Origin of the sequence: Thermincola ferriacetica (genome assembly GCF_001263415.1) — a bacterium.
Classification (GTDB): Bacteria; Bacillota; Thermincolia; order Thermincolales; family Thermincolaceae; genus Thermincola; species Thermincola ferriacetica.
In genome coordinates, this window is the sequence record NZ_LGTE01000027.1 from 13,208 (window position 1) to 37,495 (window position 24,288).

The 24,288-nt window shown below is 44.6% G+C and carries 21 protein-coding genes and 1 tRNA gene; 3 read left to right on the forward strand and 19 right to left on the reverse strand.

Annotated elements, in window-relative coordinates; all coding sequences use genetic code 11:
- Positions 1-21: 21 nt before the first annotated feature.
- From Tfer_RS13550 to Tfer_RS13585, 8 genes are all read right to left on the reverse strand, one after another.
- Positions 22-945: a cytochrome c3 family protein gene (locus tag Tfer_RS13550; protein ID WP_052218862.1), complete on the reverse strand. Its 924-nt coding sequence runs from the start codon at positions 943-945 to the stop codon at positions 22-24.
- A 20-nt stretch (positions 946-965) separates the two neighbouring features.
- Positions 966-1,919, reverse strand: a complete 954-nt coding sequence (locus tag Tfer_RS13555; RefSeq protein ID WP_052218863.1) for an SMP-30/gluconolactonase/LRE family protein — start codon at positions 1,917-1,919, stop codon at positions 966-968.
- 30 nt (positions 1,920-1,949) lie between these two features.
- Positions 1,950-2,588 (reverse strand): tetratricopeptide repeat protein, encoded by a 639-nt coding sequence (locus tag Tfer_RS13560; RefSeq protein WP_242843602.1) that lies wholly within the window; start codon positions 2,586-2,588, stop codon positions 1,950-1,952.
- A gap of 331 nt (positions 2,589-2,919) precedes the next feature.
- On the reverse strand, positions 2,920-5,343 hold the full coding sequence (gene recG, locus Tfer_RS13565; RefSeq protein ID WP_345786545.1) for an ATP-dependent DNA helicase RecG: 2,424 nt from the start codon (positions 5,341-5,343) through the stop codon (positions 2,920-2,922).
- Between the two features lie 42 nt (positions 5,344-5,385).
- A complete protein-coding gene (locus Tfer_RS13570) occupies positions 5,386-6,234 on the reverse strand; it encodes a DegV family protein (protein ID WP_052218865.1) in 849 nt (282 codons plus the stop codon).
- 19 nt (positions 6,235-6,253) lie between these two features.
- The gene (locus Tfer_RS13575; RefSeq protein ID WP_052218866.1) at positions 6,254-7,909 is read right to left on the reverse strand and encodes a DAK2 domain-containing protein; all 1,656 of its coding nucleotides are present in this window, start codon (positions 7,907-7,909) and stop codon (positions 6,254-6,256) included.
- Positions 7,910-7,921: 12 nt separating this feature from the next.
- Entirely contained in the window at positions 7,922-8,278 is a 357-nt protein-coding gene (locus Tfer_RS13580) for an Asp23/Gls24 family envelope stress response protein (RefSeq protein ID WP_052218880.1), read from the reverse strand.
- A 95-nt stretch (positions 8,279-8,373) separates the two neighbouring features.
- The gene (locus Tfer_RS13585; protein ID WP_052218867.1) at positions 8,374-8,577 is read right to left on the reverse strand and encodes a DUF1858 domain-containing protein; all 204 of its coding nucleotides are present in this window, start codon (positions 8,575-8,577) and stop codon (positions 8,374-8,376) included.
- Positions 8,578-8,736: 159 nt separating this feature from the next.
- Here Tfer_RS13585 and rpmB point away from each other — a divergent pair, with 159 nt between their 5' ends.
- Positions 8,737-8,925 (forward strand): 50S ribosomal protein L28, encoded by a 189-nt coding sequence (gene rpmB, locus Tfer_RS13590; RefSeq protein WP_013120951.1) that lies wholly within the window; start codon positions 8,737-8,739, stop codon positions 8,923-8,925.
- Between the two features lie 39 nt (positions 8,926-8,964).
- Here the strand turns inward: rpmB and hslO are convergent, their stop codons facing one another.
- The 8 genes from hslO to Tfer_RS13630 form a co-directional block, all read right to left on the reverse strand.
- The gene (hslO, locus tag Tfer_RS13595) at positions 8,965-9,852 is read right to left on the reverse strand and encodes an Hsp33 family molecular chaperone HslO (protein ID WP_052218868.1); all 888 of its coding nucleotides are present in this window, start codon (positions 9,850-9,852) and stop codon (positions 8,965-8,967) included.
- A gap of 14 nt (positions 9,853-9,866) precedes the next feature.
- Positions 9,867-10,418, reverse strand: a complete 552-nt coding sequence (yfcE, locus tag Tfer_RS13600) for a phosphodiesterase (RefSeq protein WP_052218869.1) — start codon at positions 10,416-10,418, stop codon at positions 9,867-9,869.
- Positions 10,415-12,673 (reverse strand): hypothetical protein, encoded by a 2,259-nt coding sequence (locus tag Tfer_RS13605; RefSeq protein WP_152909069.1) that lies wholly within the window; start codon positions 12,671-12,673, stop codon positions 10,415-10,417. The genes yfcE and Tfer_RS13605 overlap by 4 nt, the downstream gene beginning before the upstream one ends.
- Before the next feature lie 63 nt (positions 12,674-12,736).
- Positions 12,737-13,885, reverse strand: coding sequence for a glycosyltransferase family 4 protein (locus Tfer_RS13610; RefSeq protein WP_052218871.1), 1,149 nt, complete (start codon positions 13,883-13,885; stop codon positions 12,737-12,739).
- A gap of 120 nt (positions 13,886-14,005) precedes the next feature.
- A complete protein-coding gene (locus tag Tfer_RS13615) occupies positions 14,006-14,962 on the reverse strand; it encodes a L,D-transpeptidase family protein (RefSeq protein ID WP_200901044.1) in 957 nt (318 codons plus the stop codon).
- Positions 14,963-15,029: 67 nt separating this feature from the next.
- On the reverse strand, positions 15,030-17,186 hold the full coding sequence (locus tag Tfer_RS13620) for an alkaline phosphatase family protein (RefSeq protein WP_152909070.1): 2,157 nt from the start codon (positions 17,184-17,186) through the stop codon (positions 15,030-15,032).
- 161 nt (positions 17,187-17,347) lie between these two features.
- Positions 17,348-18,187: an HDOD domain-containing protein gene (locus tag Tfer_RS13625; protein WP_052218873.1), complete on the reverse strand. Its 840-nt coding sequence runs from the start codon at positions 18,185-18,187 to the stop codon at positions 17,348-17,350.
- A 194-nt stretch (positions 18,188-18,381) separates the two neighbouring features.
- Positions 18,382-18,458 (reverse strand) — tRNA-Pro (locus tag Tfer_RS13630).
- 209 nt (positions 18,459-18,667) lie between these two features.
- Here Tfer_RS13630 and Tfer_RS13635 point away from each other — a divergent pair.
- A complete protein-coding gene (locus Tfer_RS13635; RefSeq protein WP_052218874.1) occupies positions 18,668-19,972 on the forward strand; it encodes an HD-GYP domain-containing protein in 1,305 nt (434 codons plus the stop codon).
- A gap of 43 nt (positions 19,973-20,015) precedes the next feature.
- On the opposite strand, the gene thrB is transcribed toward Tfer_RS13635, so the two are convergent.
- The 3 genes from thrB to Tfer_RS13650 are packed head-to-tail and all read right to left on the reverse strand — an operon-like array spanning position 20,016 to position 22,725.
- A complete protein-coding gene (gene thrB / locus Tfer_RS13640) occupies positions 20,016-20,924 on the reverse strand; it encodes a homoserine kinase (RefSeq protein ID WP_052218875.1) in 909 nt (302 codons plus the stop codon).
- A gap of 2 nt (positions 20,925-20,926) precedes the next feature.
- On the reverse strand, positions 20,927-22,240 hold the full coding sequence (locus Tfer_RS13645) for a homoserine dehydrogenase (RefSeq protein WP_052218876.1): 1,314 nt from the start codon (positions 22,238-22,240) through the stop codon (positions 20,927-20,929).
- A 32-nt stretch (positions 22,241-22,272) separates the two neighbouring features.
- Positions 22,273-22,725 carry an ACT domain-containing protein gene (locus tag Tfer_RS13650; protein WP_013120962.1) on the reverse strand — a complete coding sequence of 151 codons (453 nt, stop codon included), beginning with the start codon at positions 22,723-22,725 and terminating at the stop codon, positions 22,273-22,275.
- A gap of 229 nt (positions 22,726-22,954) precedes the next feature.
- Here Tfer_RS13650 and Tfer_RS13655 point away from each other — a divergent pair, with 229 nt between their 5' ends.
- Complete coding sequence (locus Tfer_RS13655; protein WP_052218877.1) at positions 22,955-24,190, forward strand: hypothetical protein; 1,236 nt, start codon at positions 22,955-22,957, stop codon at positions 24,188-24,190.
- The last annotated feature ends 98 nt before the right edge of the window (positions 24,191-24,288 follow it).

The following is a 24,288-nucleotide window of genomic DNA, read 5'->3' on the forward strand; positions in this document are numbered from 1 at the left end:
TTGCATGGCCTGCGAAACAATCTACTTATTGTGGCAAGCCTGGCAGACGCCCCGCTCATTCATCCTCAACAGTGCTGACGAGGTGGAAGTACCGCCGTTAGACCGGGTCCAGGTTATGGTTGAGACCTTTTCCGTACCATGGGCATAATGGCAGGTCATACAGGAAACCACGCCTGGGTTAGTGCCGTTCTTTTCTAAAGGTAAGCCGTTATTTGGATTGTAGTTCGGCAAGGTTGACGGATCCATACCCACCCGGTGCCGTTTGTAACTCGTATAAATACCGGTGTTGATATCACCTGAACCGGCAGTGGTAACATTAAAGTCAGTATGGCAGGCCCCGCAAAAGTCATTAAAACCGGAGTTGTATTCTACAGTTTCATCACCCAAAGGATTCGTTACAGTAAGGGTTGGCGCCAATCCCGTTACTCCGTTAACCGTGGAAAGTAGTTGTCTTGAGTTAGGAGTTCCATGGGGGTCATGACAGTTACTGCATGATTTGGTAAAAGTCGTATTGGGGTCTCCGCCGGGAGCGCCGGTTACACTTTGACTTTTCACATCATGGGCAGATGTTACAGGAGCCATTTGGTAAGTGGCTAAATCACCTTCTACTGTTACCACATTGATAAAACCACCGCCGGAAGCCCGGTAAACAACCGGGTTTCCTGCTGCGTCTGTGGTTCTGATAGCGCCGTTTACAACATCATATTTGCTGGCCCCACCCAACTTATGGCAAAAGACGCAGGTTTCATAAACAGAGTTATCCACCCCATCCAGGGTGAAAGCGATCAGGTTCGGCGCTTGAGCGGTATGGGTACTGTGGCATTGGCCGCAGGCATTGGTATCAGCGGAGTAGTTGCCGTGGGGACCGTTGGTGGAAGCCACTGCTATACCTGTGCCAAGCAGAAAAGAAACAATCACGGTCAAAGAAAATGCTAATTTCCGCAAAAGACTCCCCCCGTTCAAATTTATTTTTCAAATACAGAAATACGCTTGTTTTTAGTTTCCACAACATATAGCCTGCCGGCGGCATCTATCAATATATCATTGGGAAGCCCCAACTGACCGTTTTCTTTGCCGGGGCCACCTAAGGAATAAAGCGCTTCGCCATCCCCGTTATATGCATAAATAGTTCCAGTCAAAGGTGCAGTAGCATAAATAATACCTTTGGCATCAATAGCTACCCCCCTGACAGTTGTAATACCTCCTACCCGGTCATCTTTGCCGCCTATTGTTTTTAAATATCGCCCGTTTTTATTAAAAACGACAATTCTGTTATTTCCGGAATCGGCTACATATAAATTTCCAGCCTTATCAACAGCCATACCATGCGGATATTTCAGTTGGCCTCGCCCGGTGCCGAAACTACCCATAGTCCTTATAATTCTCCGCTGCGGTAAATCACAGACCAGAATTCTGCTTTGATATACATCTGCAATATACAGATATTTACCGTCAACCAGCAAACCACCCGGAACCATACCTTTTTGCCCTTTAATTTTCAAGGTTCCCAACTGTTTGCCCGTTTTCGAAAAGATCACTATTTGTCCGGTACCCATATCGCTTACATAGAAATTACCGCCATACAGGGCTATGCCATAAGGCGACCGAAGCCTGCCAAATACTCCGGCCAGGCGCCCCCCCAAACCAAAAACTTTAATGTTGCCGGCATCCTGATCAACCACATAAATTCCTTTTTCACGTATAACTGCCGTAACCGGATATTGCAGCAAAACTCCCGATTTGGCATCTCCATACATAGCAAATTTAAACCCGGGAGTAGACATTTTTTTCTGCTGAGGCCCCATAAAATCAGTAACCTGGTTAATCAGATTAATATTATTCAAATACAAAAAGGAAAAGCCGATAAGGCAGATCAGCCCTATTGACAAAACCGTGTTGATTAAGGTTTTCTTTTTCATGACTTTGGGTTGCCACCCTTTCCCCCATTATTATAGTTTTTTCAATGCCTCTTTTGCCTTATCCATATGTGGGTCAAACTTCAAAGCCCGGTTATAGTACTCCCGAGCTTGGGCATCATCGCCCTGTTTCTCATAAACCCTGCCGAACTGGAACATCAAATCGGCATTGGTCGGATAGTATTTTTCCACCAGCCTGAATTCTGCCAATGCTTTTTCATACAAGCCTTTTTCTGCATACACATAGCCCAGAGTCGCTCTGGCTTTGAGGTCTTCAGGGCGCTTTCGTTTTATTTGTTCCAATATTTTTTTAGCTTCATCAATTTTTCCAACCTGGATTTTCAGCAAGGCCAGGTTGTATTGGGCTGAGATATTATTTCTATCCAAATTCAATGCAGCAAGATACTCCCGTTCAGCCAGAGTATACTGCTTTTTCTGCATGTATACCCATCCGAGATCGATATGGGCCTGGGGGTCGTCGGGATTTTGTTCAACCTGGGCAATTCCCCGCCTATAATCGATATCTAACTTAGATACAGGGTTCCCCCCATCCCAAAAGTACATATGCCCGATTAACAAACCGGTACCGATAAATACAATAACTGATAGTATAATGATGAGGATGGCAACTTTGATACTGACTACGTCTTTTGCGGCGGATTCTTGGTTCACTGCTGCCAAAGCTAAAACCCCTTCTTTAAAAATATTTAATTTCTAATTTTTATAATTCATAATTTCTAATTTTTATAATTCATTCTTTCAAATTATACACCCTACTTAAGAATCCTTTTTTACACTCCCTTGTATTTACTGGCATAAATGTTTGGCCGATGGCAAAAAAGCCATCGGCCAGGAAAATAACAGTGCTAATTTCTATAATTTTTTAACAATAGAGGTAATAGTCTTAAACTTTTTCCTGAAATTACATACCTGCCGCTGTCTACTGCCCCTTCAAGTAACGTATGCCCGTTTTGCTTACTTTTCAGCTTTACTTGAAGGGGCACTAGCTGATATTGATAAAATGGTACTTATTCTTAAATTTTTCCACCATTAGTTTTTTCAACTCACTATGTTCTGGCAGGGACAAAGCCGGGTCCTTTTCAATAATTTCAAAAGAGGTTACCCTTGCCATCTCCAATATTTTAACATCCCTTACAATATCAGCAATTTTTAAATCTGGCAGCCCCGATTGCCTGGTTCCGAAAAAATCGCCGGGGCCGCGCAGTTTCAGGTCTTCTTCCGCTATTTTAAACCCGTCCGTGAAAGCCTGCATTATCTGCATACGGGCTTTGCCTTCGTCAGTCTTGGGATCAGCCAGAAGGATGCAGTAAGATTGATGCGACCCTCTACCCACTCTGCCGCGCAGTTGGTGCAACTGAGCCAGCCCAAAACGTTCTGCATCTTCTATAACCATCACTGTGGCATTGGGGACATTTACACCTACCTCTATAACCGTTGTGGCTACCAAAATATCGATCTTGCCATCACGAAAGGCCTTCATAACCTGCTCTTTTTCGTCGGCTTTCATCCGCCCGTGCAGAAGGCCAATCCGCAAGTCAGGAAATACAACCTGGGCCAACCTGTCTGCCGTTTCAACGGCCGCTTCCACATCCAGTTTATCACTTTCTTCCACCAGAGGACATACAAAATATGCCTGACGCCCTTCCTTTACCTGCTGTCTGATAAATTCGTACATACGCTGCCGTTTATTCTCCGTCACCCAAAAGGTCTTTACCGGCTGCCGGCCTGGCGGAAGTTCGTCAATTACGGATACATCAAGATCGCCATATACGGTCATAGCCAGAGTCCTCGGGATAGGAGTCGCTGTCATTACCAGCACATCGGGATAATGCCCCTTTTGCTGGAGCCTAGCTCTCTGCTTGACGCCGAATCTGTGTTGTTCATCGGTAATGGCCAATCCCAGTTTCTGAAATACTACTTCGTCCTGAATGACAGCATGGGTCCCAATAACTATATCAGTTCTCCCTTGGCTGATATCCTGGAGTACAGCTTCCTTTTCCTTGTTGCTGATGCTCCCCGTAAGGAGGGACACCTTAACCCCCAGTGGAGCAAATAATTCCCTGAGCCCCAGATAATGCTGTTCCGCCAATATTTCCGTGGGCGCCATCAAAACACCCTGGTAGCCACTTTCTACAGTCTTGATCAAAGCAGCGGCAGACACAATTGTTTTACCCGAACCCACATCACCCTGTAAAAGTCGGTTCATCGGTTTCGGACTTTCCATGTCACGATATATACTTTCCAGCACTCTCTGTTGCGCCTTGGTCAGCGGAAAAGGAAGGTTATCCATAAACCTTTTCATCAATGGGCCGTGTTTTTTATGGGCAATACCTCGTACTTTACGCAATTGAGAAATCTTCATGGAAGCCAGGCCCAACTGCAGCACAAGCAGTTCGTCAAATGCCAGGCGCCTACGGGCTTCTTCAATACAGTTCCAATCTTCCGGAAAGTGAATGTTCCGGAGGGCCTCATTAATGCTAGGCAGGTCATACCGCCGCCTTATGCTGTCCGGTAAAGGCTCCTCCAGCCGATCCCCAAAAGAATCAATAAGGTTTTTCATAATGGTCCTGAAAACCCGCTGCGGTAGCCCTTCGGTAACGGAATATACAGGAACAATCCGGCCAACGTGCACATTATCGGAATCATCCACCACTTCAAAATCAGCGACCGTTATCTGCACTTGACCGAATTTTTTATCCACTTTGCCGGAAACTATCAGTTCCTTCCCTGGTATAAGCTGTTTTTTTACATAAGGTTGGTTAAACCAAACGGCATATCCTATGCCTGTTGCATCGCGCAAAGCGGCCTTTATAATCGTTAAACCGCGGCGCGGCTTAATTTCCTGCATACCGACGATAATACCGCTAGCCGTTTCCGTTTCCCCATGGGCAAGCATATAAAAAGGCTTCAATTGGCTCCTGTCTTCATAACGGCGCGGTATGTAGTAAAACAAGTCGGTTATACTGTAAATGCCCAATTTGTTTAGCAGTCTAACCCTTTTGGGCCCGATGTTTTTTAAGTACTGTAAAGATTGATTTTCCAGGGCATCGTTTACCGGTTTTTCCGTTTCCCGACCGTTAACCTGTTCAACCACAGGCGGTTTTTCCTTCCGCTCTTTGCCAGCTTCAGCATTAACGGCAGCTTTAACCTGTCCTAAAACTGTCAATCCATACTCCACCATCTTTTTTCTTTCCTCTTTGTCCTTGGCCACATACTCCCGGAACAAAGGGACAAGAACTGTCAAATTATGCCGGGCAAGCTCGTTTTCACACGAATCACAGGCCTTTTGGGCACATTTTATGATAAATGTACTAAAACCGCCCATAACGGCGGTATCAAGACAGCCCATTTTCAGTTCTACCTGCATGGCCTGTGCCATATTTTGCAGTATTCCGGACAGAGTCATCATAACCACTCCAAATAACCTGTACGCTACAAGCGCCAACTTTCAAAAACTGTAGCAAATAACCCCTACAATACCCGGCCCTCCGTGGGCTCCAACAACACATCCCAGTTGCGCTCTTACCGTTTCCTCAAACAGCACTTCTGACTTGATTTTGTTGTAGAAAGTATCAAACAGCTCCATATCAGTGCCGTAAACAAAGGCGCAGGATACGGGGTTTTTACCGAACTCTTCATTAATGCTGTCCGTAATCACCTGTATTGCTTTATTTAATCCACGGACTTTATCGTAGGGACTTATAAAACCGTCATTAAAGGTGAGTATAGGTTTTATATGCAACAGGGTACCCAGCAAAGACTGAGCCTTGCCGATGCGACCACCTCTCTGCAGATAATCCAGCGTATCAACCAAAAAATAAGTCCTGGTTTTTTCTATCATATGGTCAATAATTTTCAATACTTCTTCTTTATCTTTTCCTGCCCGGGCAGCTTTGGCCGCTTCAAGAACAATAACCCCTAAAGCCAGGCTGACCATTTTGGAATCAACAACCTCTATTTTCTCTTCATTGACCATGGATTTGGCCAATCGGGCGGAATGAACCGTACCGCTCATCTGAGCCGATAAATGTATAGATATAATATGGGCGTCAGGTTGCTCCTGCAAAATTCTTTCGTAAACATCCGTAAATTCTCCGGGCGCAGGCTGAGAAGTGGTAGGCACTGTTCCGGAAGACTCCATTTTCCGGATGAATTCACCGAAAGTAATGTCCACGCCGTCTCTATAAACTTCGTCCCCAAACATTACCTTGAGCGGAACCACTTCTATACCGTATTGGTGCAAAACCTGCGGCGGCAGGTCTGCGGTACTGTCAGTTACAATCACTAAATCAGCCATATGTTCATACCCCACGTCCTTATTCCACGGAAATCAGGAAGTAATAAAGCGGTTGACCGCCGTAATGACATTCTATCTCTAAATCAGGGAATTCTTCCCGCAGTTGAGCAACAATACTTGCAGCCAGTTCCTCATCTACGCCTTCCCCACTGTATAAAGTAACTATCTCCGCATCATCGTTTATGATATTCCGCAAAAGATTGCATGTTACCTGGGCTAAATCAGCGCCAACTGCTAAAATTTGATCATTTACTATTCCTATTATGTCTCCTTTGTTGATTCTTCTCTCACCTATACATGTATCCCGTACGGCATAAGTGACTTCCCCGGTAATCATACTTTCCGCCGCTTTCAACATGCGAGCTGTATTTGTTTCCTTATCCTTTTCGGGTTGAAAAGCCACCAGTGCAGCAATGCCCTCGGGTGCTGTCTTTGTCGGGATTACTTCCACCTTCCGTCCGGAAAGTTTCGCCGACTGCCGGGCTGTCAAAATGACGTTTCCGTTGTTGGGCAATATATAAACTAAATCAGCATCTATCTCTTCAATTGCCTTCACCAGTTCTTCCGTACTGGGATTATTGGTTTGACCGCCGGAAACAATCCGGTCAACCCCCAGGCTGTAAAACAGTTGTTCCAGACCGGTCCCCGTACTTACAGCTAAAAAACCATAAGGTTTTTTTGTCGTTGGGCCGGCCTTTTCAGACCTACCGGCGCTGGCGGAATCCTGGACAGATATTCCCTTCTTTTTGGCCTGGGAAATCATGTTTTCAATCTTTATATTTTCCAGAGCTCCAAATTCCAAACACCTCTCCAATACCTGCCCGGGGTGGTTGGAATGAATATGTACCTTAACAGTACCTCTTTCTCCTACCACCAAAAGGCTGTCACCCAAGTCAGCAAGCCGGTTACGGATTTGAGCCGGTTGCCCGGCCCCGCCGGTGATAATAAGCTCTGTACAATAAGCAAATTCTATAATTTCGTTTTCTCTTGGACGCAAGCCGGAAGCCGCATTCTTGCGGACTTTTTCTTCTGTAGCCGGTTCATGGGCAGTAATCCCCCTTCCCATTAGCCCCTGTAGCATGCCTTCAAGAAACAGGACCCAACCCTTGCCTCCGGCATCAACAACTCCGGCCTGCTTTAAAACCGCAAGCAGCTTTGGTGTCTCCGCGAGAGCAATATTGGCTTTATCTATCGTCTCCTGTAAAACGAAAATCAAATCATCAGACCTTCTGGCAGCCTCAACAGCGCCTTTGGCCGCATCCCTGGCCACAGAGAGAATCGTCCCTTCCATGGGCTTCATCACGGCTTTATAAGCTGTGTTGGCTCCATTATCCAAAGCCTGGGCAAATACTTTTGCGCCAACTTTATCCATTAAATTAAGTTTCTTAGCCATCCCTCTGATTAACTGGGATAGAATAACCCCCGAGTTGCCCCTGGCCCCCATCAAGCTTCCTCTGGCTGCGGCTTCAGCAATCATCCCGATTGAGGAGCTGTCAACCGCCCGGATTTCATTTACTGCCGACGCTAATGTAAGAGCCATATTGGTGCCGGTATCTCCGTCAGGGACCGGGAAAACATTCAGGGCATCAACCCGCTCTTTATTTGTTTCTATGTTACGGGCGCCGCAAAGGAGCATCTCTTTAAACCTGGCCCCATCCAAAACGGTAATCTCCACTCCGTCTCCTCCTTAGCCGCCGTTACTGACCCTGACCCCTTGAACATTTACATTTATGGCTCTGGTCTCAAGGTCCGTGTACTTACTCAGGCTGTACTTTACTCTTTCCATTACATTCTTGGCTACTTCCGCAATATTTACCCCATAACTTACTATAATGTAAAGGTCTACCGTCACTTGAGAACCTTCAAGCTTGACCTGCACCCCTTTGGTCAGGTCTTCTCTGCCAAGCAGTTGGGCAATGCCGTCTTTTAGTTTTCTTGCGGCCATACCGACTATTCCGTAGCATTCAACAGCAGCTGCCCCGGCAATAGTGGCAATAACTTCTTCGGAAATATTGACATTGCCTAATTTATCTTTATCACCCATATTCGCCCACCCTTTCATAATTTCAAACATTTGCAGGGGGATAGAAAAACCCAGTCTATTAAAAAAAAAGAGGAATAACATCCCTCATCCGGTACTTAGGTTTCTTTTTCTCGTAGTAAATCATTCAATTCTTTTAATAGGGCATCCAAATCTATACCGTGCATCAGAGCACCGGCCTCTATGGATTCCTGCACAGCGCCCATACAGCTCAAGCAACCCATGCCATGTTTTTTGAACACTTCCCTGGCTTTTGGATGAGCTTGCAATGCGCTCATTATTGACATATCCTTAGTAAACATTCTGGGCCCCCTTTGATCTTTAAATCAAGCAGGTTAACCAAATAATTATTGGAACATTATTGTTATTTCTACATTTATTTATGTAAATCCTGCCTTGCCAAACCCACTTTTTTTTGGTATAATATAAAAGTTACTGAAAGGAAAAGGAGGTGGAACTCCATGGCCAAGTGCGATATATGCGGAAAAGGAATTTCTACCGGCATTAAACTAAGCCATTCCCATATCCGTACCAAAAGGACCTGGTCTCCGAATGTGCAGAAAGTTCGGGCTTTGGTAAACGGAGCGCCTAAAAAAATAAATGTTTGTACCAGATGTTTAAGATCTGGCAAAGTGCAAAGAGCCATTTAAAAAGGATTTGCTTTACCAAATCCTTTTTTTATGCCCTTTTTACTTCAAGGAAACTGCCGCCTCCTTAATCTTTTCCAGTTCATGCCGGTTGAACCGGTATACTTCGCCGCAGAAATGACATTTCACTTCCGCCTCTCCTTCCAGCGCCAGTATTGATTCGATTTCCTCCTTCCCCAGGCTGATAAGTACAGTTTCCAATCGTTCCCGTGAACATTTGCAGTTAAATCTTAATTCGGTTTCTTCCAGTTGTTTAAAATCAAGATGCCCTAAAATTTCTTCCAATATACGCCTAGGTCCCCAGCCAAGGGATACCAATGTACTTATAGGCTGCAGGCTGTATATTATATTTTCAATTTCTTCTATCTGTTCATCTTTTACGCCTGGCATAAGCTGGATGAGGTAGCCCCCGGAACTCTGCACCGTCCCATCAGGGTTTACCAATACTCCTAAATTAACAGCCGAAGGTACCTGTTCAGAAACCAGAAAATACGCGGCCAGGTCATCACCTATTTCCCCTGTTCGCAAAGGCACGCTTCCTGTATAGGGTTCTTTTAATCCCAAATCTTTAGTGATATGCAAAAAACCATTTTTTCCTACAGCTAAACCAACATCAAGTTTCCCGGGACCGGCCGGAGGAAGGTTGATCTCGGGATTCTGCACGTAACCCCGGATATTCCCATGCGCATCGGCTGTAGCCACAATGGCCCCTAAAGGTCCGTCTCCTAACACCCGTAGCGTAACCGTATCATGCTCTTTTAAGCCGGAAGTCAACAGGGCCGCCCCAGTCAAAACCCGGCCAAGAGCAGCCGTAGCCGTCGGTTCCGTCTTATGCCTGACCCTGGCTTCTTCCACCAAACCTGTGGTAACTGCCGCACAGGCTCTTATCAACCCACCGGCGGCTACACCTCTGACCATTAAGTCGTCCAAAGGTATCACCTCTGTTACAAAGTTAATTTCGTTAATTCTTGCCCCGAATCAATAGAAATAATTACCACTTCCTGTTCCCCTATGACTGCCACTGTGGGTGGGTTATTTTCTTTGGGCAGGGAACAACTTCCGGGGTTTAAATAAATTGTTTCCCCAATTTTCTCCAGACTTGGTACATGGGTATGGCCACTGATGAAAAACCGTAGGTTATAATACCGGGCAAGCTGCAGCATTTCTTCCCGGTTCATATCAGCCCCATGAACAGCCAAAATGTTCCGACCTTCAATAAAAGCAAAAACATAGGGAGAATGAATCGGATATTTGATTAACATTTGGTCCACATCTGCATCGCAATTCCCTTTAGCAAAGAGCAACGGAATCGGGCTGGCGTTTATTTCTTCCGCCAGCGCCTGCGGGTTATACCCAGCTACAATAGGGTTTCTTGGCCCATGATAGAGAATGTCGCCGGCATGAATAATAACGTCCACGCCTTTTAAAGGTCCGTTAATTGATTTGCGCCAGGCTTCAACATCCCCGTGGGTATCGCTGATTACGCCAATTATCATTGTTCCACCTCACCACCAAACATCCGGTCAATGACCATGGCAAATAAAGGAGCCGTTCCGTAAATAATCAGGATGGCAGCCGCAACAACTCCCGAATCATTGAATAACAAAGCACCAATACTACCGGCAATAATTGCTTTTAAAAATTTGAAAAATATCGGATTCTCTGTTTGTAGGAATTCCATTTCATCCTTTAGCCAGCGCCACAATAATAAAATAGAAATCAAACCCGAAAAATAGACCCAGCTCCAGGTAGTTCCGTGCAATAGCCGCCAGTTAACCTCCCATTTTCTGGCGATGATATTAAGGGCTTCCTGTAAGCCGCCTTCAGCTAAAAGGTTCATGGTCCGCCCAATATGGGACTGGTGTTCCGGGCTTCTGGACATATCAAAGAAAAGAAACCCTGTAAACAGTATGCCCAATAATGCAAAAAGAAGAGCAAAGACCTTAAAGTTGATTTTTATATCAAAGAGCAAAACCACCGCTACCGCAAACCCGATTAAGGCAGCGATTGTACCGCCCACGTTGGTCCCCAGATTGGGAGCCATCATTACGTAGACCGTAATCAGCATAAATAAAACTGATACTGCCCGGCGCTTTTTCGTCATCGTACCGGGCCAGGTGCCTAACCCCATTAACAAAGAACCGATGAGGACTCCCATATATTCATTGCCTATACCGTAAAACCTGGCCCCGGACATGGGGTCGTAACTTAAAGGGCTTGTTTTGTTCAATATGCCTCCGGCAAACATATCCAGGATAATGATCAAGGTCGTAAATGAACCTGCTATAGCAAAAGCCCACAGGCCTTTGTTACCGGCCAATCTTTTCCCTAAGATGAAAGCAATGCTTAATCCTGCCGTCAGGGCAATGACTTCCGCCACAGAGCTGATGACGGTAGGCTGGGGAAAAAAATACAGCAGGAGCATGGCTAATGGCGCTATCGTTACGGCCAACAGCAATGGCTTGATGTGCCTCAGGTACTTAAATTTCAGGTAAATACCGGCTGCGGATACCAAAGTAAGAATCAGGGCAAAATTTATAAAGCCTTTAACAATAGGGTAACGGGCATTAAAGGTCCGGACTATGTCCCGGTTCATTTTAATCAATGTATCTATCACTTTTTCCGAATGAACAGACTGTAACGGCTGGCCATTTAGTTGCACACTGGTCCCATCCATGGGAATCCGCAGTGGCAGGTTATAAAACTGCAACACTGTAGGCACGATATCTGTGTTGCTGATTAACCCCGTTCTCTTAGTGGTTGGAGACTCCAATATTCCCGGCCTGAACCCTTTTCCGGCAATTATCACCGGCGTCAGGTAATTCCGTTCCTCCATAGCCTGCGCTGACGGTCCCGGAGACAACAAAATAACCAGGTCGTTGGAAAAGTCTATTTGCTTGCATAAAGCACCAATAAAATTGTCTGCTTTGGCCAAAACATCCTTTCTTTTTGCGATAACAATTTCAGGCAATAAAGACGATGAAGCCAAATCCAGTCTCGCCGTATCCCCCAAATCCAAAACTATCAAATCAGCTTTCTTTTTTAATTCTTTGTAGTCTGCGAGCATCTTCTTATAGTCGGTACTTCTGCCAAAAACGGACTTTTTATCTCTGACCAGCAGTCTGGGGCTAACATCACCGTAATCGACCAGGCCGTTCCTGTCCATGGCAATAGTAGCAACCTGCCGAAAAAAACTTTCATTTGTATCGCTATTCCCCAAAACAGCCGTCCTCAAACCGGCGGCATGTAGAGCCGTGCCTAAACCACCGACAGCATAATCATACTTTAATTCCTTGTTATAATTCCATATTTCAGCTATGCCAATATGTAATACACTGCCTTTGCCAGGTTTTATCCCCGTTCTGACTTCGTATTCCTGGGCTGCGGGAGCGTGACTCTGCGGCTCTATTTCACTCTCGTTAAAAGCCATTACCCCTGAATACCCTGCCTGAATTTTTGCCCCGGCGCCAATAGTGGCATATGTATTGGGAGATATGCGGGCAGCTCCGCTGGCTGGGTTGGTCGTCATCAGGCCGGCAGCCCCCCTGCTAACCAGGTTCATAATATTGGGAACTGAAGCCTGCACCAAATCCTGCATAGAAATTTTATCCATAACTACTATGGTCACATTTCCCTTATGTTTTTCCGGAAGGGCTTCGGCAAAGACCGGTAGGCCAAAAACCAAAATAATCACCATGATTACCTGAATGCTGACCAGGCGAAGTATTCTTTTATTTCCTCTGCTTTCCAATTCGACATCCCCTTTGAGAAAAGTTTTAAGCAACTGGGCCCAAAACAACATTTGTAATCCGGCTCATTTAACCTGTAAACCTTTAAACAGACTTATATAAAGTTCTTCTGTTTTCCTTATCATATTTTCCAGACTGAACTTATCTTTAGCCGTCCGTCTTCCTGCCCTTCCCATCCGTTCTCTCAAAGCCGGGTCATCCAGGAGGTTTTTGATTGCGGAAGCAAGAATCGCCGGGTCCCCTGGCGGCACAAGAACCCCTGTTTTCCCATGTTCCACAACTTCCGGTAAGCCTCCTACCCTGCTGGCTACGACAGGTTTACCCGCGGCCAGCGCTTCAATGGCAGTGATAGAAAGTCCTTCCGATATAGAAGGAATTATAAATATGTCAAAAATTTGTAAAATTTCCTTTATGTTTTGACAGTATCCGGGAAAACAAACTTTACCTGATAACCCCAGTTGCTCTGCTTGGCGCTCCAGGTCTGGACGCAGGGGGCCATCGCCTGCTATGAGAAAACCGGCGTTCACCGTTTCTCCCAATATAGCAATCGCTTCCAGTAAAAAGGGCAGGCCTTTCTGAGGAGCCATCCTGGCCACAGTTCCAATCACCGGTTTTTCGGGGTCCAGCCCCAGTTGAGTCTTAATCTTTTTTTTATCAACGGTAAGGTCAAAAGATTCTGTATCTATCCCGTTGTATACGCAAACAACCTTTTCCGCAGGCACTCGGAACTTTTCAATGTACTCTTTTCTCAAGGCCGATGAAACGGTAATAACACAATCGGTCACCCGGCCCAAAAACTGCTCGCCCTTCGTAAAGACAATCTTTTTGGCTAAGGAATATTTATCATCTACCACAAAATTATGAGCTGTCAAAATAACCAAAGGAACCTTGGCCGTGGCTGCAGCCAACCTGCCTACCAACCCGGCCTTGGAACCGTGACAATGTATGATGGTAAATCCTTCCGCCTGGCAAAGGTTTTTAATAGCTTTGCAAGACCTGATATCCTCCCCGGGATTAATGGGGCCCACCAGTGGTATATTATGAACCTCAATCCCCAGTTTTCTCAACTCTGTTTCTATACTGCTATTACCCGGGCAAGCCACGTGAATATGGAACCTGTTTTTGTCCAATCCTTTGAGCAGGGATAACAGGTGTTCCTTCATTCCACCTTCGGCCGGGCGGATAACATGTAAAATTTTTATTGGCTGTAACAAATACTATCCACCTCGGGTAATACAGAATGGGCGATTGGCACAAGCCGCCGCCCATCATATCTTGTTCTTATCATATTCTACCAAATTCCTCCGAATCCTCCAACTCTTTTCTTAAGCCAGTTATAAACCTATCGCAGGGTATATATCTATATCAATTTCCCCGGTAACAGGAAAATCGTGATCTTTTTGAAACTTTTTTACCGCTGCTATAGTAGCCGGCCCATAAATGCCGTCAGGTGCACTTTTCAGATATCCCAACTCTCTAAGCTTTTGCTGGACCTGGTAGACATCTGAGCCCTTATAGCCCCTGCGGATAACAAGCCGGTCTTCATAACGCACCGGAAATACCTGGCCTATTACCGTTACCCTTGTTCCGGGCTTTACCCATTCATATAATTCTTCCACATCGCGGTTAAACATTCTGATGCATCCATGACTGGCTTTGCTGCCGATGGACCAGGGTTTATTCGTCCCGTGAATACCGAACAGACCCCATGGCACACTTAGTCCCAGCCACCTTGTACCAAATCCCGTTCCCCAGTTTTTTGCCTTTCTGACGATTCTCCACTCCCCTACCGGGGTAGGAGTTTTGTTTCTTCCGACGGCAACCCGGTACGTCTTAAATACCTTATCATCGTCATATACAATCAATGTCCTGGTTTTAATATGCACTTCCAGTCTTACCTCTCCTTTCGGCCCCTTGGTCCTGGTTTTGGTAGCCAAAGGCAGTTCAAAATATTTTTTCAATACACGTAAGGTAGCAACATTAATACTCCCGTTTACAGGAAGTTTGTTGCTTCGTTGAAACTTTTTTACTGCGTTATAGGTTTGCAGGCCATATACGCCATCCAGTTCTCCCCTGTAAAACCCAAGGTACTGCAGCGCCTGCTGAAAATCCCTGACTTCGCTGCCGGAAAAAGGCGGTTTTTTCAGGTATAAAGCACGAACGGAACACTCGTCCGGACAGCATGGCGGATTATGCAAAGCATAGCATGCCTCGCCAGAAAAAAACCAGATTAAAGTGGCAAGTAAAAAAAAGGCAATGCCTTTCCCGGCAGGAAAACTATACCTAGACACGATAAGGGCCACCTCCTAAACTCGATTATATTTTTTCAGCAAAGGTAGCGCCCTATACACGGTTTATTTAGTTTTTACTCAAGATTCCATAAGGGAGTAAAAAGTACGTATATAACATCGCCGTGGCTATTACCCCGGTATCATTAAAGAGAAACGCAATTAAACCACCAAAGAAAAAAATACTCATACTGCTGGCTAAAACCGGGTATTTTGCCTCAAAAGACCCTATCCACATATCTTTTTTCTTAAACAATCTGTAAAAAATTATATATTCTGCGGCCAGAATTATATTGTACGGCGGTATCGCTGTAATTAAAGCGAAAAGTCGCAGTTTAGATATAAGCAACTCAGAAAACTTGCTCGTAAAACCGGTAGTCAGCAAAGCCCTGATGGCTTTACCGGCATGGGTCTTAGGCGGGTCAAACAAAGAATCCATATAGGCGATGCCTACCTCAACGATAAATACCAGGCATACTACATAAATAACTTTTCGCCAGGTTAAGGGCTTTTGGCTTATAAACTGAAGAGCAATTAAAACTGTAACAGACAGGGCAGCAATAGTTCCGCCAACATTGGCCCCAAAAAGCGGCGATAAGGACAAAACAACTACCGAAGGACCGACTAACAACAAAAGGTTTTTCACCCAGGAACTTAAACCCGTCCACTGGTTAAGGGAAAACAATCCCATTAAAGTAGACCCAAGCAGTATTCCCATTGCGTCATTATTAATTCCGTAATACCTGCCGCCTAAAAAAACATCGTCAAATCCCAGGGGAGAATTCAACAAAAAAGAAGGAGCCCAGAAAAGGTAACTGAGCAAAACCAGGGAGGTTCCCAGGGTAGAAAATAACAGTATGTATTCCATTCTCCGCAACAGGTTAACCAGCAGCAAGCTAAGCACAACAGAAATAAGCAGAATGGTAACTGATTCTATAATAAAATGCCGAAAAGGCAGCAGCGGGCCCGTAACAAATACAGTCAACGGAAAAGTCAGGGCCAGTGTAACAAATATCCGCTTGGCGTCTTCGCTTATTCGGAAAAACCTTGCCAGAGAGGGAACATATAAAAACACAAAAGATAACACCACCAAAACCACGTAAAACCCGTGAGATATGAAGCGGCCCCAACGCAGGTTATAAAATTTACGTTCTTTCTTTTCTATAGTCAAAAGGCTATTCTTTGTGGGGGTATCTTTTATATTTCTATACTCCATGGGTTCTCCGATGAATTCCCCTTTTTGGCCAGTCAGATAATGAAAAACAGTTGGTGCAAAATCTATGTTGGCCACTACCGCTTCCCTTCTGGTCGTATTGGAAATCAGCAGTCCTGATTCTTTGGTTCCTGTAGATACAATAACCGGTGTCAAGCTGGTATTTCCGTTGGCAATAGAAGTTTTCGATGCGTTAGGGACTATCACCATCACCATGGTATTTTTCCGGTCCACATAGCGCAGGAATTTGCCGATAAAAGCATCGGCTCTGGCCAACGCCTTGGCCCGTTCAGCAAAAACGTTGTCAATAGAATCGTAATGCTCGTCAATTCGTGTTGTATCCCCAAAATCTATGAACAAAATGTCTGTTTTAGGCAAAAACCTTGCGGCCTCTCTTAAAAGTACACCTTCATTGGTCCTGATTTTTCCCGGAAATAACGGGTCGCGTGTCAGCAGTTTCGAGCCTATATATCCCATGGGAACAGTTCCGTTCTCATCCATAGCTATCAGCGCCGCTTCCCTGTGTTGCACATTTGTATCGGCGTTACCGATTAAAGCTACTTTTAGCCCCAGTCTTTTCGCCATCCAACCGAATTGACCTGCCCGATAATTAGGCAAATCCTGTTCAATTTGGGCCTTGAGTTTTTCTATATCATTCACTATGAGCCTGCCGTTTTTAGAATAAACGTTTTGGCCGGTCAGATCTGGAGCATTGGCCCGAACACCTACGCCCAGAGAAAAATAACCACTTTCCATGTTTACCCGGCTCATACCCCTGGTTTTGGTATTCATCAAACCAATGAATCCATGGTCAATCATGTGTTTTAAATTTGGTACATTGGCGCTGCGCAAGTCGTCCCAACTAATTGCATCCAGGATAAAAACAACAACCTTTCTGGCCGGCGCCTTTTCACGTACCGCCGCCGATGCTTGGGCAAGGCTAGGCTGGACAGCCTGCAGCATAAAACTAAGCCCAAAAATAATGGCTAATAGCACATATTTGAGTCTTTCCATAAAGAAATTTCCTTTTAAAAAATGATGCACTGGAAAACACCTCTCAGAATAAACCGGCCGTTTCATAACCTCTGATAATTTTTACCATCAAAACCATCTTTATGTATTGAGTATATCAAAACCCGTACCAAAAATGTAGATGCCTGCAGTTCTGCAGCCATCTACAAGAGGATTTCGGATGTTACTCTTTTTCCCACTTCTGAAGCAAGCTCGGTAACTTTATCAAAAGAATAATTCATTCTTGAAAGCACCTTGTTATCCAAATGAAAATCCTTGTCATTGCCTAACCCAAAGCCAGCGATTACCGCAGCAGCATTAGCCAGGTGCACAATGCAGGTCAGGTCTGGATGATTCAGGGCAGCAAAAGGGTCATGATGGTAACCAATTGGCTCAACCAGGCAATCTGGTAAATTCCATTTCTCAGCCAGTAAATCTCCGACCACACTATGGTCAAACTCAAGCACTTCCCGCTCTGCCTGTAAAAAACTTTTATCAGTTTCACCGGCGAGCCTCATCACTTCTAAATATTCCTTTGTCATTAGGCTGTTCAGTATCATTTTACCTATGTCGTGCAACAGTCCGGCCACGAAGGCCTGTTCAACGTACTCAAATCCCAGTTTTGCGGCTAAAATCTTGGAAGCGGTCGCCGTAGCTATGGAGTGTTTCCATATTTGTTCCGGCGCCAGGACTTTTTTCTGGCCCAGGCCACCAAGTGTTTTATAAACCGAAACACCCAATACTATTGTACGCAATGTCTGCAGCCCCAAAATAGTTACTGCTTCCGTTATAGTGGCCACCTGCCTCGGCAGACCGTAGTAGGCCGAATTTACCAGGCGCAAAACTTTTGTAGTCAGTACCTGGTCCTGCGAAATCAGTTTACAGATGTCCTGTGGCTTAGAATCAGGATTATCTATTAACTCTAAAACCCTTGTTGTTACGTGAGGCAATGCGGGTAAAGCGCCAACTTTCCTCATGGCCATGGCTAAAGTTAGTTGGTCCAAACTATCCCCTCCTGTAGGCTGCACCGAACGAGGTATAAATACACATATTCATTATACCATATCCAAAAATAACGTTTATATAAATTTTTATGTAGCAAAACAAAAGCCCGCTCCAAGATGCGGGTTTTAGAAATGGTCTATAATAATTATGTTATTTATGTTTTGTTTAATTAACCATTAACATCATTGTTAAATGGTCGGAGCGACACGACTTGAACGTGCGACCTCTACCACCCCAAGGTAGCGCTCTACCAAACTGAGCTACGCCCCGATCCGACTAACCTTTATTATAACTTCACCTTCATACATTGTCAAGTAAAATAAGCGGTTTTCCGGTAGACATTTTATTGCACAGATGGCAAATAAAATTCTATGTTGTATTGCTCACTGAATCATTTTCACTAGTAAAAGGAGGATAATTTTGCCAAGTAGTCGAAATTTGTTTTATTGTGTTCTTATATATCGTGGGAGTGAATGCAGTTGTGGAAACAGGAAATTATTGACAGTGTAGAAGTACGCCTCATAATTCAAACAACCGTTTTTACATTGTCACTGGTAGCATGGCAGTTGGTTTACTTTGAACACCGGCAGAACAACAAGCCCTTTTATTCCTATATGAATATTGCCTTTGGCGCCATGCTTCTGCAAAATATTTTTATGTTGACAGTTTTCCTGGCCAGCCTTATTTTGCAAGTTCAACTGCCCGAAGTTTTTATACCCATCTTCGACCACTTTCTAAAAATTATTAACATTATCTACCTTACAGCAGCTTTTCTTTGTACCTTTGTGAAATCAAATACTGTTGTCCGACGTTTCATTAAAATAAGCCTGGGATTGATTATTCTCTTGTTACCGTTAATTTGGTGGCCCTGGTATCAATATCAACTGGATTTTCCAGGCCGGGGTTTTGCTTATTTCGGCGGCGACCTCTTTATTGAACAGGCTATAACGGCGCTATGTTTTTTCCTTATCTATTTTGTAATCAAATCCCCTTTAAATAACAAAAATGGTTTTCTAATGGCTGTCGTTATCCTGGCTGCAAAACAAATTTTACACATCGCCAACATTCTTCTGTCATATAACACTATTCCTTCCGTTCTCCTTGTTGAGAGACTTCTTCCCGTCTTGTTCTTTTATTTTATAATAATTTCGATACACAAAGAAATTCTTTCCAAACTTAAAAAGGCCCGGCTAGAGCGAAACCTGTTCAAGAAACAATTAAACAAAGAAGCAATCAGCGCTTTGGTTTATTCATTGGAAGCAAAAGACGAATATACCAAAGGCCACTCGGAGCGGGTCGCCGAATATGCCCTTGCTATCGGCCAAAGTCTTAACTTAAATCAACGGGAAATGGAAATGCTATATTATGGCGCTTTACTCCATGATATCGGAAAAATTGGTGTCACAGAAACCATTCTTAACCATCCTAGCAACCTGAACAGTCAACAGATGGATTTAATAAAAAAACACCCAGAAACCGGCGCCCATATTATTTCAAAAATAGAACCCCTGCGCGAAGTGGCGCCGGCAGTTAGACACCACCATGAATGGTACAACGGAACCGGTTACCCAGACAGACTTAAAAGTGAAGAAATACCGCTGCATGCCCGCATTATTGCCATTGCTGACGCCTTAGATGCCATGGCCAGCGATCGGGTTTATCGTCCGGCTTTATCTTCCGAAATAATATTAGAGGAGCTAAAGAAAAGCGCCGGAACCCAATTTGACCCCAAAATAATCAAAAGCTTTTTGGAAACCGTTCCCTTAAAAAACCGGCAAAAGTAATCAAGCCTCTTCACATGAAGAGGCCAGATTTTCAGGGTCTGTCTTATAAAGAGATTTTTTCCAATGCAGTAGCTCCTACTGGGTTGGGCTCAAGTTCCACAACCCTGCACCGGACTCCGTTGGCCGCAAAAGTATCTTTCATAACCTTGGCAATTAAGCCGATATTTTCATCGCAAAAACCTATTAACGTAGGTCCGGCACCGCTCAATGCCACCCCTTTGGCTCCGGCTAACTTCGCGGCCGCAAAAACCTTTTTCATCCCCGGAATTAAGTTGGCTCGGTACGGTTGATGCAAACGGTCGTCCAGGCCAATACTCAGGAGGTCGAAGTCCCCTCTCATTAAAGCAGCGACTAAAATAGCCGTTCTGCTGAGGTTAAAAACTGCATCTTCCATAGAAACATTCTGAGGCAAAACTTCCCGAGCAGCCTTAGTGGACAGTTGAAAATCAGGAATTGCCACCACACATTTCATCCCGGCCGGAGGTTGAATTTTAACAGTTTTAATATCATCGTCTTCTTTTGCAGATACAACAATACCTCCCAGCAGGGCGGGCGCCACATTGTCCGGATGCCCTTCAATGGCCGTTGCCACGTTGAGCAGTTCTTTTTCTGACAGAGGCGATCCAACCAACATATTAGCAGCGATAAGCCCGCCAACAGTAGCCGCCGCACTGCTGCCTAACCCCCTGGCCAAAGGGATATTATTAGTTAATTTAATACGTAAACCGGCAGGTTTACGGTCAACGATTTTAAACACCCGTTCAGCGGCCAAATATACAATGTTACTTTTATCGCGGGGTATTTTATCTGCTCCATCTCCCTCAACGTCAATAACGACCCCCTGCTCTATGGCTTCCATCTCCACAAAATTATAAAGTTTTAATGCCATGCCCACACAATCAAAACCAGGTCCCATATTTGCCGTAGTAGCGGGAACTTGAACACGGATCATTGTTATTCTCCTTCTACTCTAATTACATTGCTTACTTCTTCTACTATAGATAACCCTGCAATTATTTTCAAGGCATCCTGAATGTTTTTTTCCATAACTTCATGCGTTACCCAGACTATTTCAGCAATTTTCCCTATATTGCGTTTCTGAATAACGGAAGCCACACTAACTTCTTGGTTACCGAATACACTGGCAATAGCGGCCAAAACCCCTGGACGGTCTAAAACTTTGAGCCGTATATAATATTTGGCCTGCGTCTCGCCCATATCTTTAATTTGCTTTTTCTCAAAACAACTACAACCGGCCCGGTCGAAACAGGTACAGCCTATTCTGCCCGGAACACCTTTAATTATGTTGCGGGCTGCATCAATAATATCTCCAACCACTGCACTGGCCGTGGGCAGTTCACCGGCTCCCCGCCCATAAAACATAGCTTCGCCCAAAGCGTCCCCTTTGACAAAAATTGCGTTGAATACGTCATTGACAGACGCCAGGGGATGGTTAACCGGAATCATTGTGGGATGTACCCTGACTTCAATTTTTCCGTCAGTTTCTTTCCCTATAGCCAATAACTTGACCACAAAATTCAATTCTTTGGCATATTCTATATCCCGGGCAGTAATCTTACTAATGCCCTCAACATAAACATCGTCAAAAGATACCCTGGCATTAAACGCAATTGAGGCAAGAATGGCTAATTTTCTGGCGGCATCCAGACCTTCCACATCAGAAGTGGGGTCTGCTTCTGCATATCCCTTGGCCTGGGCTTCTGCCAAGACCTCTTTATAACTGGAACCCTCGTTGGTCATTTTTGTAAGCATATAATTCGTGGTTCCGTTTACAATTCCGTAAATTGCTTCAATTTTATTCCCGGCAAGGCATTCTTTTAGCGGTCTGATGATTGGTATGCCACCGCCAACGCTGGCTTCAAAAAGCAGGTCACAGTTATTGGCCTCAGCCAGTTCATAGAGTTCCCGCCCCTGAACAGCCAGCAGGTCCTTATTTGCGGTTACCACACTTTTTCCCGCTTTTAATGCTTTATGTATGAATTCTCCGGCAACCTCAATGCCGCCGATTACCTCAACAACTATTTTAATTTCAGGGTCATCAATAATATCGTTTATGTCAGTAGTTATGATCTCAGCCGGAACACCGGCTGCCACAGCCTTTTCCTTATCCCTTTCCAAAACACGTTTAACGGTAATATCTGCTCCTACTTTTTTCTGAATGTTATCCCTATTCTTAGCCAAAACCTTCCATACGCCGCCACCTACTGTTCCACAGCCCAGCAATCCTATTTTTATTTCTCTCTCCATCTAATCTTCCCTCCTATGAAATATTGCATTTATTATTCTTGCCCTATCAACTCTACCTTTTTTACACCTTTTATTAAACCCAGAGATTGCAACAAGGTATCTACAGAAACAACCATACCGGCTGTTTCAATAGAAAGAGTGACGTTTGCAACCCCCTGCAGCGGAATTCCCTGATGAATAGTCAGGATACTGCCTTGTTCGGCCGCTATCGTATTAAGTACCGTGGATAAAACTCCCTTTCTATGCTCTAACAGTAGAGCAATAGTGATTATTTTGTCTCGAACAGCCCGAAAAAAAGGGAAAACGCCGTCTTTATATTTGTAAAAAGCGCTGCGGCTGAGACCCACTTTTTCGACAGCTTCATGAACTGTCTCTACCTCCCCCCGCGCCAACATCTCCTTGGCTTCTGCTGTTTTCAGTATGGCGCTGGGAAGAATATCTTCGGCAACGATATAATATTTTTGGCTGGTCTTGGTATTGTCCATGTCTAATCAATGTCCTCTCTCCATGTACACTTATCCTTCCTGCGTAGACATTTAGATTATAACATCAATTGGGATAATATTTCAATATAATTTTTTTGCCTGCAATGATTATTTTTATTGGGGAAAAATTCAACCTAGGGAATCAAGCAGGAAATCCAGACCAATTGGCAGAAACTCTTTTTAAGGAATTTTAATAAATAGAAATGCTTTTTCCGTAGGGGGTATGTTTGTGCAAAATAAAGGCTGGCAACAAATTGAATTGCAGAAAGTTACTATCGATGGGTCCAACTGGGTATGCCATGAGAATAAAGAAGCATTTTGGGGAGTAATTGAGCAGTCTGACGGGTCCTGGGCTATTTTAATCGATTGCCCTGCGGGCTTTTTATCCAGTGATCAGGTAACATTGTTGGCTGAAATTATTTCTGACGAAGGCCTGGGCATTAAACTGACCGGGCGCCAAGCGCCGATACTGCTACTCCCGCAACACAAGGTGGCAGGAGCACTGGAAAAATTAAAAGCTAACGGAATAAAAATAGGTTATCTCCACAAAACTCTGCGTAACGTAAAAGCATGTATCGGCAGCAGGGGCTGTAAAAATGCCAAAACATATGACGCCGTAGAACTGGCCCGTAATATTTCCAACAAATTTTACGGGGTGAAACTACCCTGGGACTTTAAAATAGGTATCTCCGGATGTCCCAGAAACTGCGGTTCTGCCACCTGCCAATCTTTGGGCCTGATAGAAGAACACGACGGTTTTACGGTTTATCTCGGTGGTTCCGAAAACGCGCACACACAATTCCACGGCAAACCAGTCGCTCGCGGCGTTCCGGAAGAAAAGATAGACGATGTCATTGCAACTGTACTAAAATGCTACATCTGGGCTGCTGAAGATATTCGGAAAAACAAACTTCTGCAGGGCCATCCCCGTTTTTACGATATCTTTAAAAGATACGGAGAAGCATTTTTTATTGATGCTATCAACACCACATTAGGGCAAGATACACCGGTTAATGTCAATATTATTTCTGATAAGGCAGATGCTGCCCCGACGTTTATTAAAGCCCTGCCCGGCTTTAACAGGGCTAACATTTTTACTGCCTTTATGGTTTTGGACAAACTTTGCGGCCATTGTACAGAATGTAAAAAATATAAATGCCATCTGTTTATTGCCAAGGAATGCCTCACTGAGGCAGCCAGAACCGGCAAAAAATTTTTGCCTGATATACCGAATGATATGATACAACTCATCCATGCCCTTCCCCTGCCCACAGATTTGTTCGAACAGTTTAAATTACACGATGCTTTTCACTCAATCAGAGAGGTATGCGACCAGTGTCATATCACTGAACACGATTCTCTATGTGCTGTCAACATCGCGCTGACTGCCATAGGCTGCCTTATCTGGGGAAGCAAGTATGAAACGCCCAAGGATATTGAACTTCGCATTCTACTGAACAAATAAAAGAATTTAAAACAAGAAAAGCACTTGGTTTTAAGCCAAGTGCTTTTCATATAAAGATCCGGCAACGACCTACTCTCCCAGGCGGTCCCCCGCCAGCT

Excerpts from the sequence above, each read along its gene's own strand:
- Tfer_RS13555 (WP_052218863.1), bottom strand. The coding sequence starts at position 1,919 with ATGAAAAAGAAAACCTTAATCAACACGGTTTTGTCAATAGGGCTGATC.
- recG (WP_345786545.1), bottom strand. The coding sequence starts at position 5,343 with ATGACTCTGTCCGGAATACTGCAAAATATGGCACAGGCCATGCAGGTA.
- Tfer_RS13570 (WP_052218865.1), bottom strand. The coding sequence starts at position 6,234 with ATGGCTGATTTAGTGATTGTAACTGACAGTACCGCAGACCTGCCGCCG.
- Tfer_RS13580 (WP_052218880.1), bottom strand. The coding sequence starts at position 8,278 with ATGGGTGATAAAGATAAATTAGGCAATGTCAATATTTCCGAAGAAGTT.
- Tfer_RS13585 (WP_052218867.1), bottom strand. The coding sequence starts at position 8,577 with ATGTTTACTAAGGATATGTCAATAATGAGCGCATTGCAAGCTCATCCA.
- rpmB (WP_013120951.1), top strand. The coding sequence starts at position 8,737 with ATGGCCAAGTGCGATATATGCGGAAAAGGAATTTCTACCGGCATTAAA.
- yfcE (WP_052218869.1), bottom strand. The coding sequence starts at position 10,418 with ATGATAATTGGCGTAATCAGCGATACCCACGGGGATGTTGAAGCCTGG.
- Tfer_RS13620 (WP_152909070.1), bottom strand. The coding sequence starts at position 17,186 with ATGGAAAGACTCAAATATGTGCTATTAGCCATTATTTTTGGGCTTAGT.
- thrB (WP_052218875.1), bottom strand. The coding sequence starts at position 20,924 with ATGATCCGTGTTCAAGTTCCCGCTACTACGGCAAATATGGGACCTGGT.
- Tfer_RS13645 (WP_052218876.1), bottom strand. The coding sequence starts at position 22,240 with ATGGAGAGAGAAATAAAAATAGGATTGCTGGGCTGTGGAACAGTAGGT.
- Tfer_RS13650 (WP_013120962.1), bottom strand. The coding sequence starts at position 22,725 with ATGGACAATACCAAGACCAGCCAAAAATATTATATCGTTGCCGAAGAT.